The 13412-nt window shown below is 69.1% G+C and carries 9 protein-coding genes; 6 read left to right on the top strand and 3 right to left on the bottom strand.

The genetic code is table 11. From position 1 onward, the window contains the following. Positions 1-39 precede the first annotated feature (39 nt). The 3 genes from BLU09_RS01445 to ggt form a co-directional block, all read right to left on the bottom strand. On the bottom strand, positions 40-2097 hold the full coding sequence (locus BLU09_RS01445) for a M3 family metallopeptidase (RefSeq protein ID WP_090484583.1): 2058 nt from the start codon (positions 2095-2097) through the stop codon (positions 40-42). A 177-nt stretch (positions 2098-2274) separates the two neighbouring features. Next, positions 2275-3057, bottom strand: coding sequence for a TatD family hydrolase (locus tag BLU09_RS01440; protein WP_090484581.1), 783 nt, complete (start codon positions 3055-3057; stop codon positions 2275-2277). A gap of 3 nt (positions 3058-3060) precedes the next feature. Beyond that, positions 3061-4869 carry a gamma-glutamyltransferase gene (gene ggt, locus BLU09_RS01435; RefSeq protein WP_090484579.1) on the bottom strand — a complete coding sequence of 603 codons (1809 nt, stop codon included), beginning with the start codon at positions 4867-4869 and terminating at the stop codon, positions 3061-3063. A gap of 214 nt (positions 4870-5083) precedes the next feature. Between ggt and BLU09_RS01430 the strand changes: the two genes are divergently transcribed. From BLU09_RS01430 to BLU09_RS01405, 6 genes are all read left to right on the top strand, one after another. Further along, positions 5084-5290, top strand: a complete 207-nt coding sequence (locus BLU09_RS01430) for a hypothetical protein (RefSeq protein ID WP_011551501.1) — start codon at positions 5084-5086, stop codon at positions 5288-5290. Next, on the top strand, positions 5290-6702 hold the full coding sequence (glmU, locus tag BLU09_RS01425) for a bifunctional UDP-N-acetylglucosamine diphosphorylase/glucosamine-1-phosphate N-acetyltransferase GlmU (RefSeq protein ID WP_373284013.1): 1413 nt from the start codon (positions 5290-5292) through the stop codon (positions 6700-6702). The genes BLU09_RS01430 and glmU overlap by 1 nt, the downstream gene beginning before the upstream one ends. A gap of 107 nt (positions 6703-6809) precedes the next feature. Further along, entirely contained in the window at positions 6810-8645 is a 1836-nt protein-coding gene (glmS, locus tag BLU09_RS01420; protein ID WP_090484575.1) for a glutamine--fructose-6-phosphate transaminase (isomerizing), read from the top strand. 233 nt (positions 8646-8878) lie between these two features. After that, positions 8879-9664 (top strand): hypothetical protein, encoded by a 786-nt coding sequence (locus tag BLU09_RS01415; protein WP_244171342.1) that lies wholly within the window; start codon positions 8879-8881, stop codon positions 9662-9664. 112 nt (positions 9665-9776) lie between these two features. Continuing rightward, on the top strand, positions 9777-10868 hold the full coding sequence (gene recA, locus BLU09_RS01410) for a recombinase RecA (protein WP_090484573.1): 1092 nt from the start codon (positions 9777-9779) through the stop codon (positions 10866-10868). A gap of 164 nt (positions 10869-11032) precedes the next feature. Next, positions 11033-13258 (top strand): alkaline phosphatase D family protein, encoded by a 2226-nt coding sequence (locus BLU09_RS01405; RefSeq protein WP_090484571.1) that lies wholly within the window; start codon positions 11033-11035, stop codon positions 13256-13258. The last annotated feature ends 154 nt before the right edge of the window (positions 13259-13412 follow it).

Below are 13412 nucleotides of genomic sequence, written 5' to 3'. Positions count from 1 at the left end.
CGTGGGGCCCTTGGTTTTTACAGGCCCTGACGAGCAGCGTCAGGCGTCGTCCAGCCAACGGGTGTACGCCTCGAAGCCGTAGTCCCTGCCCAGGAATGACCGGACCAGGTCCGCCGCGTCACGGGAGCCGCCCGGACCCAGCACGGTGTCCCGGTAGCGCTGGGCGGTGGAGGTGTCCATCAGCCCGTGCTCCAGGAACGGCGTGAGCAGGTCCCGGGCGATGACGAGCGACCAGAGGTAGGCGTAGTACGCGGAGGAGTAGTAGCCGTCGAGCTGGACGAAGGAGAGATGGGCGTAGGTGTCGTCCACTGCGGGGAAGGGCATGTAGCGCTCCTGGAGCGCGTTCACCCGCGCGGTGGTGTCCACGCCGGCGGGGTCGCTCGCGTGGAGCTGGAGGCTGACGGCCGCGTAGAAGAGCTGTTGGCGCAGCCACAGTCCCTTGCCGAAGGCGTCCGCGCGCCGCATCCGGAGGATGGTCTCCGTGGGCAGCGGCTCGCCGGTGACGACGTGCCGGGCGAACGTCTGGAGTGACTCCGGGCGCCAGGCCCACTCCTCCAACACCTGGGCGGGCGCCTCCACGAAGTCGCGCTCCGTGCGCGAGCCGGACAGGCCGGCCCAGCGCGCCCGGCCGCCGAGGACGTGGTGCAGCAGGTGACCGAACTCGTGGAAGAACGTCTGCACCTGGGAGTGCTGGAGCAGCGCGGGGTGGGCACCGGGACGCGGGAAGTTGCCCGTCAGCACGCCCTCGGGAAGCGTCCTCCCCGCGCGGCCGGTGGCCAGGTCCCACTGCGCCGGATGGGCGTACTTGTTCGGGCGCGGGTGCATGTCCAGGTAGAAGCGCCCCAGGCGCGTGGGGCCCTCGTAGATGTCCCAGGCCTCGATGTCTGGGTGCCACACCTGCGCATCCCGGACGCGGCGGTAGGTGAGCCCGAAGAGCCGCGAGGTGATGTCCAGCACGCCCTGCTTCACCCGCGTGTATTCGAAGTAGGGCCGCAGCTCGCGCGAGTCGAAGTGGTAGCGCTCCGCGCGAACCTGTTCCTTGAGGTAGGTCTGCTCCCACGGCTCCACGCGGGACGCGCCGGGCACGTCGCGCCGCTTGCGCTCCAGCAGCGCGGTGTAGTCGTCCTGCACGCGCGTGGTGGTGGCGGTGGCGAGCTGTTCGATGAAGTCCTCGGCCACCTGCTGGTGCCGGACCATCTTGTCCTCGGACGCGTAGGCGGCCCAGCTCGGATAGCCCAGGAGCGTGGCCAGGTCGTGACGCGTCTGGAGCAGGCGTGTCAGCGTCTCCAGGTTGCGGGGATGGCCGCGCTGCTGGCCCGCGCGCCAGAGCGCCTCGCGGGCGCTGCTGTCGCGCGCGTACGTCAGGACGGGCAGGGCGTCGGAGGCGTCGGTGGTGACGCGCACCCGGCCGTCGGGCCCGGGCGGATGGTCCCGGATGTAGTCGTCGGGCAGGCCCTCCAGCGCTTCGGGGGCCACGTCCACGTGCCGGACGTCTTCGCGGATGTGCTGGCTGAACGCCTGTCCCAGTTGGGTGAGGGCGTCGTTCAGCTCGCGCAGCCGCGCGCGGGTGGCCTCGTCCCGGTTCACCCCCGCGCGCCGGAAGTTCCGCAGCACCAGGTCCACCCAGCGCTGGGTGGCGGTGTCCTGCCCGCTCAGGTCCAGCGCGGCCAGGGCCGCGTAGACGTGGGGGTTGAGCGACACGTCCGTGCGCATGCCATCCGCGGCCTGGGCGCAGCGCGCCGCCGCCGCGCGGAACGCGGCGTCCGGGTGGGTGTTGGCGCCGATGCCCGCGCGGCCGTTGGCGTCATCCAGCAGCGCGATGGCGTCGTCGTAGGCGGTGAGGGCCGCCTCCACGTTCCGGGGCTCGGGCAGTGACAGCAAGGCGTTGATGCGCGCCGAGGCCCGTTGCACATCGCACAGGCAGGCCGCCAGGAAGCGCCCGGGTGTGGCGGTCAGTTGGCGTCCTGCGTCAGGCTCCAGGGGGCTCGGCGCGGAAGGCACCGGAGGTTCGGTGGATGACGCAGGGCGCTGGGCGGAGGACGAGCCAGCGCAGCCTGCGAGCGCGAGGCTGACGACGAAGACGACCAAGCGGTGCAAATGCCACTCCCAGCGCGGGTGAGGGGGCAACGTGCGGGGGACCGGCCTATTTCCGCTGCGTGCTCCTGATGGGAATGACGAAGAGCGCGCCGTTTCATCGCAAGATTCCGCCCCGGAGGATGGCAGACCCGGGGCGACGGGCGCCGGCCACGGTGGCGGTACGGCGCCGCGCGAGCGTCAGCCGCTCACCTGGAAGAAGTGAGCGGCGTTCTCGTGGGTGATGCGGCGGACGATGCGCGCGGACAGGTTGGCCTTGGTCAGCAGGTTGGCGGCGCGCGCCAGGCCGAGGATGTCCCCGGCGCCGTCGCCCGCGTCGGAGTTGAGCATCAGCCGCTCACTGCCCAGCCGCCGCACCAGCACCACCGCGCGCTCGGCCTTGAGCGCCTCGGGGTGCAGCGTCAGCCCGGCCCAGTGGCCTACCTCCAGGATGGTGCGCACCGTCCGGGCGTTGGCGTGGTCCACCAGCGCGCGCGAGGGCAACAGGCCCGACTGCCGCAGGAGCGTGAGGATGCGCCGCGTGTGGCGCTCCTTGTCCGTGGTGGGGGTGTGCACCACCACGCGCAGCTTGAGGCTGCGGGCCAGCGCGAGCTGCTCCAGGAAGGCTTCTTCTTCCTCCTCGCCGCCTGTGTGCAGGCCCGTCTCGCCCAGGGCCACCACGCGCCCGCCCTGGAAGTAGTCAGGCAGCGCGGACAGCACCTCGCTCAAGCCGCGCCGGGGGATGCAGCGTGGGTGGACACCCAGGGCCGCGTAGGCGCGGATGCCCAGGCGCTCCAACCGGGGGAGCTGGCGTTCCACCAGGTCGTCGAAGTGCCGCAGCAGCGCCTTGGACGTGGGCTCCGGGAAGTGGTGCGCCACCACCAGCGCCCGCTCCACGCCGAAGAAGCGCATGGACTCCAAATCCTGGTCGCTCAGGCTCTCCGGGTGGAGGTGGGCGTCGAAGATGGGCGGTGGGGTGGGCACTGCTCAATCCTGCCCCAGGGCGGCGCCCTCGTTGCGCGGGTCGCTCGCGGAGAAGCGCAGCCCCGTCTTCGGGTCGCTGTAGACGGCCTCCGCGTCGCCCCACTGTTCGACGCGGCGCACCTTGTGGCCCTTGGCCTCCAGCACGGACAGCGTCGCTGGCTCCAGGCCCCACTTGTCCACCCACAGCTCGTCGGGCAGGTACTGGTGATGCACGCGGCCTTCATTCACCGCGCGCGCCACGTCCATGCCGTGGTCCACCACGTTGCTGATGACCTGGATGACGGTGGTGGGGATGGTGGAGCCGCCAGGGCTGCCCACCGCGAGCATGACGCGCCGGGGGTCTTCCTTGGCGAACACCAGCGTGGGGGCCATGGAGGACAGCGGCACCTTGCCCGGTGCGATGGCGTTGGGCTCGCCCGTCACCAGGCCGTATGCGTTGGGCACGCCCGGCTGCGCGGCGAAGTCATCCATCTCATCGTTGAGCAGCACGCCGGTGCCCTTGGCCACCACGCACGAGCCGAAGCCGTAGTTCACCGTGGTCGTCATCGCCACCGCGTTGCCGTCCTTGTCGATGACGGAGATGTGCGTGGTGTTCTTCTTCTCCGGTTCCGGCGTCAGGATGGTGGGCTCGTCCGTCAGCGTGGAGCCCCGCACGCCTTCCTTCGGCGCCAGCAGCGACGCGCTGGGCGTGGCCTTCTTCGGGTCGATGGAGCCCGCCAGGTCCGCGACGTGGCCGGGCGACACCAGCCGCGCCAGGGGCACGTCCACGAAGGCCGGGTCCCCCAGGTACTTCGCGCGGTCCACGTAGGCCCGCCGCACGGCTTCCGCGTAGAGGTGCAGCGCCTCCGCGTCGCGGAACGTCACGCCCTGGGGACGCAACTGCTCCATCGCGGTCAGCACCTGGATGACGGCCACGCCCCCCGCGCTCGGCGGCGGCATGGTGAGGATGCGGTGGCCGCGGTACGTGCCCTCCAGGGGCGTGGCGCTCCGCGTCTTGTAGGCCGCGAGGTCCTCCTGGGTGAGGATGCCGCCGCCCGCCTGGACCGACGTGGCGATGGCCTTCGCCACCGGCCCCGCATAGAAGGCCTTGGCGCCCCCCTTCGCGATGGAGGACAGCGTGCGCGCCAGGTCCGGCTGGCGGATGACGTGCCCCACGGGCGGGGCCTCCCACTGCCCCTGGGCGTTCTTCACCAGGAACACGCGCGAGGCCTCCGCGTCCCGGCTCAGGCAGGCCAGCCGGCCCTCCGCCATGGTGCGGTAGCGCGGCGTCACCCACATGCCCTTGCGCGCCGCCGCGATGGCCGGCGCCAGCACCACCGCCGGCTTCAGCTTCCCGTGCGCCTTGAGCAGCTCCAGGTAGCCCGCGACGGCGCCCGGCACCGCCACGCTCAGCGCGCCGTCCGTGGACAGGCCCGGCACCACCTTGCCGTCCTTCACGTACATGTCGCGCGTGGCCGCCTTGGGGGCCACCTCGCGGAAATCCAGCACCTTCGTGTCGCCGCTCCTGGCGTCGTGCACCAGCGCGAAGCCGCCGCCGCCAACGCCGGAGTGGTAGGGCCCCACCACCGCCGCCACGAAGGCCGCCGCCACCGCCGCGTCCGTGGCGTTGCCGCCCTTCTCCAGCATCTCCAACGCCGCCGCGCTCGCCTGCGGGTAGGCCGTGGCCACCGCGCCGCCCCGGTAGGGCCGCGCCGCTTGCGCCACACACGCCACCATCATCACCGCGGCCAGCAGCCCTCGCTTCAGCACCGCACCGCGGAAGCTCGTGTCCTTCACGGGTTCAGCCCTCCTCGCGCTGTCTGAACAGTCCATCGCTGGCTTTCGTCCTGGGTGATGTGTTACCCGGGCGACAAAAGCCTACCCTCCAGTCCGGCGACGCCAGGGGACCAGACGGACTACATGTGTCCCGGTATGCACGAACCGTATGGTCAGGACCAGGATTTCAGCCTGACAGCATTTTTCCTCTTGGATTGTTCTCCGGCGGCGTGCATCCTGGTCCCATCATGAATCGCGTCCGGGGGAGCGTATGAGCACGCAAGCCATACCCGAGAAAAAGGCCCTACCTGGCGCCGCGCCCACCGCGGCCGAGGTGACGGTCTTCTTGAAGCCCAGCTTCGGCATCACGATTCAGCGCAACACCCTGTGCGTCTCGGTCAGTGCGAAGGCACGGCCGGTGGACACCGTCACGCCTTCTGATCCGCGCGCGGTTGACGACTCGATTGGCTGTCCCTAATTCTCCGCCGCATGAGCGTTCTGGCGGCGGTGGTGCTGTGCGCGGGCAAGGGCACGCGGATGAAGTCGGAGAAGGCGAAGGTCCTTCACCCCATCCTCGGTCGGCCCCTTTGCGCGTATCCCCTCAAGCGGGCCCTTGAACTGGGCGCCACGTCGGTGGTCCCCGTGGTGGGCCACCAGGCGGAAGCGGTGGAGAAGGCCGTCCGAGGCCTCTTCCCGGATGCCCCCCTGCGCTTCGCGCTCCAGCGCGAGCAACGCGGAACGGCGGACGCGGTGCGCTCCGCGGAGGAGGCCCTGAAGGGGTACTCCGGACGGGTCCTCATTCTTTACGGCGATGTGCCGTTGCTGCGCCGCGAGACGCTGGAGGCGCTGCTGGCCGCCCATGACCAGGCGGGCGGAAAGCTGGCCATGGTGACCACCACCCTGGAGGACCCCACGGGCTACGGCCGGGTCATCCGCGACGGTGGCAAGGTGACGCGCATCGTGGAGCACAAGGACTGCACCCCGGAGCAGCGCGCGGTGCGCGAGTGCAACGCCGGCATCTACTCCGTGGACGCGGACTTCCTCTGGAAGGCGCTGGCGGAAATCAAGCCGCAGAACGCCCAGGGCGAGTACTACCTCACCGACCTGGTGGAGATGGCCGCGAAGCGGGGCCCGGTGGGCTCGGTGGAGGCGGACGCCACGGAGACGGCCGGCGTGAATGACCGGGTGGAGCTGGCCGCCCGCGCGCGCGTGCTGCAACAGCGCATCAACGAGGCGCACATGCGCGCCGGCGTCTCGCTACAGGACCCCGCCACTGCCTACATCGAGGAAGGCGTCACCGTGGGGCCCGACACCGAAATCGGTCCCTCCGTCACGCTGGCCGCCGGCACCGTGGTGGGCAAGGGCTGCACCATTGGCCAGGGCAGCGTGCTGCACGCCTCCACCGTGGCGGACGGCACCCTCATCAAGCCTTACTCCGTGCTGGAAGAGGCCCGGGTGGGGGAGCGCAACGTCATTGGCCCCTTCTCGCGGCTGCGCCCCGGGACGGAGCTGGCCGAGGACGTGCATCTGGGCAACTTCGTGGAGACGAAGAAGGCCCGCATCGGAAAAGGTTCGAAGGCCAACCATCTCACGTACCTGGGAGACGCTGTCATTGGTTCAGGGTGCAACGTGGGAGCGGGCACCATCACCTGTAACTATGACGGGGTGAACAAGCACCTGACTGAGCTGGGGGATGGTGTGTTCATCGGCTCCGACACCCAGCTCGTCGCGCCCGTGAAGGTCGGCGACGGCTCGTATGTCGGCGCGGGCACCACGGTGACGAAAAATGTGCCTCCAGGGAGCCTCGCTGTGTCCCGGACGCCACAGGTGACCAAGGAGGGTTGGGTGGCCACCAAGAAGGCGCGGCAGGCGAAGGCGCGGGCCGGGTAGTCGGCGCGGCTCTTGCTTGGGTACCAGGCAGAGCGCTGCCCGGCAGGGATGTAGGGGAATCCCGCGGATTGCTCCGGCGGGCGTGGGCGTGAGAGAGAGGTGCAACTATGTGCGGGATTGTTGGATACGTCGGTGACAAGGAATCAGCCCCCATCCTGGTGTCGGGTCTGAAGCGGCTCGAATACCGCGGCTATGACTCGGCGGGCGTGGCGGTGCTGAATCAGCGCAAGCTCAACGTCGTGCGGGCCACGGGCAAGCTCCGCAACCTGGAGAACCGGGTGGTGGCGGACCAGCCACCAGGCAACATCGGCATCGGGCACACCCGCTGGGCGACCCACGGGCGTCCCTCCGACGAGAACGCGCACCCGCACACGTACAAGGACGTGGCGGTGGTGCACAACGGCATCATCGAGAACCACCTGTCGCTCAAGGAGCAGCTGCGCTCGCGTGGGCACGTCTTCTCCTCGGAGACGGACTCGGAGGTGTTCGCGCACCTCATCTCCGAAGAGCTGGAGCGGGGCCTGGAGTTGCCGGACGCGGTGCGCGCGGCCATTGCCCAGGTGAAGGGCACCTACGCGCTGGCCGTGCTGACGGCCAGCGACCCCAGCCGCATCGTCTGCACCAAGGACGCTTCGCCCATGGTGCTGGGCCTGGGCCAGGGGCAGAACTTCCTGGCCAGCGACGTGCCGGCGCTGCTCGAGCACACGCGCGACTTCGTCTACATGGAAGAGGGGGACCTGGCCGTCATCACCGCGGCGGCCGTGGACATCTTCAACCGCCAGGGCCAGAAGGTGAACCGGCCCACGCGCCGCATCGACTGGACGCCGATGATGGCGGAGAAGGGCGGCCACAAGCACTTCATGCACAAGGAAATCTGGGAGCAGCCCCGCGCCGTCGCGGACACGCTGCGCGGCCGGATGCTCCTGTCGGAAGGCGACGTCCACTTCGAGGGCTGGAACCTGTCGGCGGAGAAGGTCCGCTCGCTGACCAAGGTCACCATCCTCGCGTGCGGCACGTCGTGGCACTCCGGTGTCGCGGGCAAGCACATGATTGAGTCGCTGGCGCGCCTGCCGGTCGAGGTGGAGCTGGCGAGCGAGTTCCGCTACCGCGACCCCATCGTCGATGGCACGCACCTGGCCATCGCCATCAGCCAGTCGGGCGAGACGGCGGACACGCTGGCGGCCTTCAAGGAGGCCAAGGCCCGCGGCGCCACGGCCATGGCCATCTGCAACGTCATTGGCAGCGCGATGACGCGCGAGGCCGACTTCTCCGTGCTCACCAACGCGGGCCCGGAGATTGGCGTGGCGTCCACCAAGGCGTTCACCACGCAGCTGGTGGCCTTGTACCTGCTGGCCGTCAAGCTGGGCCGCATGCGTGGCACCCTGTCCGTGCCGGCGGCGCAGGAGCACCTGACGCAGCTGACGAAGGTGCCGAAGATGATTGAGGACGTCCTCAAGTGCGAGCCGGCCGTGACGCGCGTGTCGCGCGAGTACATGAACGCGCAGGACTTCCTCTTCCTCGGCCGCGGCCCCATGCACCCGGTGGCGCTGGAGGGCGCGCTCAAGCTGAAGGAAATCTCGTACATCCACGCGGAGGGCTACGCGGGTGGTGAGATGAAGCACGGCCCCATCGCGCTCATCGACGAGAAGATGCCGGTGGTGGTCATCGCGCCGAAGCAGCCGCACGTCGCGTACGAGAAAATCATCGGCAACATCGAGGAGGTCCGCGCGCGCGGTGGCAAGGTGATTGCCATCATCGACGAGGACGACGAGCACGTGGCCACGCTGGCCGACCAGGTCATCCGGATTCCGGCGGCCTGCGCGCTGCTGGCGCCGGTGGTGGCCACCATCCCCCTGCAGCTGCTCGCCTACCACGTGGCGGACCTGCGCGGGAACGACGTGGACCAGCCGCGCAACCTGGCCAAGAGCGTGACGGTGGAGTAGCCGCCGCGCGTCTTCGGACCTGAAGCGCCAGAAGCCCGGGCTCCCGCGAAGGGGGCTCGGGCTTCGTCGTTTCCGCGTGAGGGAGCGGCACCTGGTGAAGGCCGCGCGCTCCCGGGTGCGCATGTCGGACAAGGCCTCGTTCAACGCCTGCTCTGGCTCGCCCGTTGTCCGGTGAAAGTTGCGGGGGCACGTCGCTTTGAACCGCTCCGGGGGCCGCGGCTACAGTTTCCTCCGTGTCCGACGCGCCTCGCATACATCCGCTCACGCAGCGGTCCATGGAGGACGGGGACGAGGCGCCACTGGGGGAGGTCGCGCCGTGGGAGGCGCCGCCCGAGCCCGCGCCGCTGGACGCCACGCCGGTTCCTCTGCTCCGGGGGACGCCCACGCCGCCGTTGGACCTCCCCCTGCCGGTGCTGGTGTTGACCGAGCAGGCCCGGCGGGTGCCGGAGGCGGAGCGTCCTCTGGTGGCGGCGCGGCTGAACCTCCAGCTGTCCCGGATGGCCAGGACGGGCGGAGACCGGCTGGTGGCGGACACCTTCCTGCGGCTGTTGGAGAGCGGGCGGCTCACTGGACTGGTGGATGCGAAGGGACGCACCTGCCGCGCGGCCGCGGTGGAGGCCCTGCTGTCCCTGGGCTTCCCCTACGCCCTGGAAGTCCAGCCCGAGGACCTGGCGCACCTGCGCGCCAACACCCTGCAGCGGAAGACGCACCGCCTGAAGCCAGGTGCGTGCATGGCGGTGTTGGTGGGAGGCATTGGGGCGCAAGTCGTCCATGAAGCGCTGTTCCGCCAAGGGGACGCCAGCCTGCTCACCTCCCAGGTGGGGCTGTCCCTGCTGGCGATGGCCGCCTTGTGGCTTGCTCCGCCCCGGACGCCCGTGTACCGCGTGGGGTTGCTGATGCTGACCCTGGTGTCCCTGGCCGGGGCGGTGTCCACGGTCCTGGGCGTGGCCGACATGGGGCTGTGGGTGGGATTGGCGGGGCTGGTGGCCGCCTTCCTGGCTGCCCTCCGCGAGGGCTGACCGGCAGGATGCAGCACGGATGTCAGAGGGGTGGACTAGGGTCTACCCATCGCGTACTAAAAGCGCGTTCAGGTGAGCCGGGGTGGCTCGCCAATACAAGGAGCTACGAGCAATGGCCGTGAATCAGGAGAAGGAAAAGGCGATCGAACTGGCGATGTCCGCGGTGGAGCGCCAGTTCGGCAAGGGGTCCATCATGCGGCTCGGCAACGACGAGCCGCTGATGCGAGACGTTCAGGCCATCCCGACGGGCTCCATCTCGCTGGACATCGCCCTGGGCGTGGGTGGTGTGCCCAAGGGCCGCATCATCGAAATCTTCGGGCCGGAGTCGTCCGGTAAGACGACGCTGTGTCTCCACATCGTCGCCGAGGCGCAGAAGCGCGGCGGCATCTGCGGCTACGTGGACGCGGAGCACGCGCTGGACGTGGGCTACGCGCGCAAGCTGGGCGTGCGCACCGATGACCTGCTGCTGAGCCAGCCGGACACCGGTGAGCAGGCGCTGGAAATCGCGGAGATGCTGGTGCGCTCGGGCGCCATCGACGTGCTGGTGGTGGACTCGGTGGCCGCGCTCGTGCCGAAGGCGGAGCTCGAGGGTGAGATGGGCGACGCGCACATGGGTGTGCAGGCCCGCCTCATGAGCCAGGCGCTCCGCAAGCTGACGGGCACCATCTCCAAGAGCCAGACGTGCGTCATCTTCATCAACCAGATTCGCATGAAGATTGGCGTGATGTTCGGCAACCCGGAGACGACGACGGGCGGTAACGCGCTGAAGTTCTACGCGTCGCAGCGCCTGGACATCCGCCGCATCGGCGCCATCAAGAATGGCGACAACGTGGTGGGCAGCCGCACCCGCGTGAAGGTGGTGAAGAACAAGGTCGCGCCGCCGTTCAAGGAGGTCGAGTTCGACATCATGTACGGCACGGGCATCTCCCGTGAGGGCGACCTCATCGACCTCGCCTCCAACGAGAACATCGTGGAGAAGAGCGGCAGCTGGTTCTCCTTCAACGGTGAGCGCATCGGCCAGGGCCGGGAGAATGTGAAGGACTACCTGCGCGAGCACCCGGAGATTGCCAAGGACATCGAAGGCCGCGTGCTGGAGAAGTACGGCATCGGCAAGTCGGGTGCGCCCGTCGCCGCGGCGCCGGACGAGTCCGCGCCGGCCGAAGGTGGCAGCGAGAAGCGCGGCCGCGTGAAGGCCGTGAAGTAGTCCCGTCTCCGGGGCGTTTTCCCCGGATGGTGGCGATTCGCCATGAAAGTCAAAGGGCCGTCCGCCGCGAGGTGGGCGGCCCTTTTGCTTGGTGTCCGGCGTCCTTCGCGTGGGTTCGCACCGGGTGTGGGTGACACGATGCGTTGTCGTTTCATTCCGTGGGGATGTTTCCTGCTGAGTGGAAGAGCGCTCTAGACTCGCGGCCCTGTCTCCTAACCCGCGCAACCCGGAGTCCCGCCTTGTTCGATCGATTCAAACGCCGCAGTTTCCTCCAGGCCGTCGTCGCCGTTGCCGCGACCACTGCGTTCGGATGTTCCGACGACGAGACGTCGTCGGATGCTGGCGAGAAGTACTTCCCGCAGTCCGTGTGCTCGGGTGACCCGCGTCCGGACAGCGTGGTGTTGTGGGTGCGGGCGGTGGACCCGGACAACGCGGGGGCGAACACGCAGGTGCGGCTGGAGGTGTCCACCAGCGAGTCGTTCAGCAGCCTGGTGCTGGACCAGCAGTTCACCGCGCAGGCGCAGTTCGACCATGCGTTGAAGGTGAAGGTCACCAACCTGTCGGCGCGCACGACGTACTACTACCGCTTCACCATCGACGCGAACGGTCAGAAGTACTCCACGGTGACGGGCCGCACCCGCACCGCGCCGGCCGCGGGCGACGACGTGCCGGTGAAGTTCGTCTTCGCCAGCTGCCAGGACTACATCGGCCGTTACTACAACGCGTGGCAGCACCTGCTGCAGCTCAACGAGGACCTCGACTTCGTCGTGTTCCTGGGCGACTACGTCTACGAGACGACGGGCGACGCGTCGTTCCAGTCCGTGGATGGGCGCGGCATCGTCTTCAGCGAGCCGGAGAAGGCGCTCCGCCAGGGCACGGGCCTGACGGCGTTCTACGCGGCCAACTCGCTGTCCAACTACCGCGACCTCTACAAGACCCTGCGCACGGACAAGGTCATCCAGCAGGTGCACGAGCGCTACCCGTTCATCATCACGTGGGATGACCACGAGTTCTCCGACGACTGCTGGGGCGACGTCGCCACGTACACGGACGAGCGCACCAACGAGAAGCAGACCGAGCGCCGCCGCAACGCGGAGCAGGCCTTCTTCGAGTACATCCCCATGGACCACGGCGCGAGCAACGCGGGCGCCATCGACATCAACGCCGTGGTGGCCCAGCCGACGCGCATCTACCGCGACTTCGAGTTCGGCCGGAACCTGAAGCTGCTGGTGACGGACACGCGCACGTACCGCCCGGACCACCTCATCCCCGAGGACGCGTACCCGGGCAAGGTGGCGGTGCCGGCCGAGCAGCTGGACATGGTGCTGCCGACGCTGCCGGAGGCCGTCCAGGCGCAGCTCCAGTCCGACATGTTCGCCTACGTGAACATCGACGCGGCGGAGCTGGCGCCCTACAAGGAGATCCTCACGGGCGTGTACGTGCAGCAGGCCGTCGCCGCCGGGCTCACGCCGGATGAGGCGTCCACGAAGGCGGGCGCCTGGGTCTCCGGTGGGCTGTCGCTGTTCTACGTCAACCAGGTGCTCAACGCCGTCAACCAGGCGCGTGAGGCGGCGGGTGGTTCAGCCATTCCGCTCATCCCCGCGACGGGGGCGCCGCGCGGTCTGGCCTATGCGCACATGGGCAAGACGGGCCTCTTCGGCATCCAGGGCTCGCGCTACGTCGTGGTGAAGCCCATCTTCGACCTGTACGCGGCCATCAAGTACATGGGCTCCGCGGGAGCCTCGGAGGGCATCTTCGGCAACGAGCAGCAGGCGTGGCTCCAGGAGTCGGTGCAGGCGGACAACGCGTGGAAGATCATCGTCTCCTCGATTTCGCTCACCTCCATGGTGTTCAAGCTGAGCGAGAAGGCGGACGTCCCGGACCCCACGCTGCGCCAGGACTTCTACTTCAACGTGGACCAGTGGGACGGCTTCCCCACGAAGAAGCAGGAGTTCTTGAAGTTCCTGCGCGACAGCCAGGTGAAGAACGCGCTGTTCATCTCCGGCGACATCCACGCGTCCTTCGCGTCCGTGGAGTCCGGCATCCCCGCGCTGACGACGCCGGCCATCTCCTCCGGCTCCATCAAGGAGCTGGCGGGCCTGGCCGTCATCGGCGCGGGCTTCTCCACTGGCAGCACGGTGTACCGGTACATCGTGACGGAGCTGGACAAGTCGCTGAAGGAAGCGCACCCCGGCATGGAGTTCGTGAACGGTGATGCCCACGGCTTCGTGGTGCTGGAGGTCGGCGGCACCGAGGCGAAGGCGGCCTTCCACCTCATCCCGAGCACGGAAATCACCAAGGACTACTCGCTGCGCCAGCCTTCCGAGCTGACGGCGAAGTTCACCCGCCGCGACTTCGTCATCAAGGACGGCACCATCACCTCCGCCTGAGGAGAGAAGGCCTCACCTGTTCGGTGAGGAGCGAGGGCCGCGCCGGGAGCCACGTGCTCCAGGCCGCGGCCCTCGGCCGTTTCAGGGTGGGCCGCGCCCGGTGGAATGCCGGCAAGGTGCATGGCGCAGGCGGTGCTGCTCCTGGTTCGCGCGG

It is taken from the genome of Myxococcus virescens, assembly GCF_900101905.1.
Lineage (GTDB): Bacteria > Myxococcota > Myxococcia > Myxococcales > Myxococcaceae > Myxococcus > Myxococcus virescens.
Note: the sequence above shows the minus strand (reverse complement) of the source record. Positions and strands in the feature narration are given on the sequence as shown.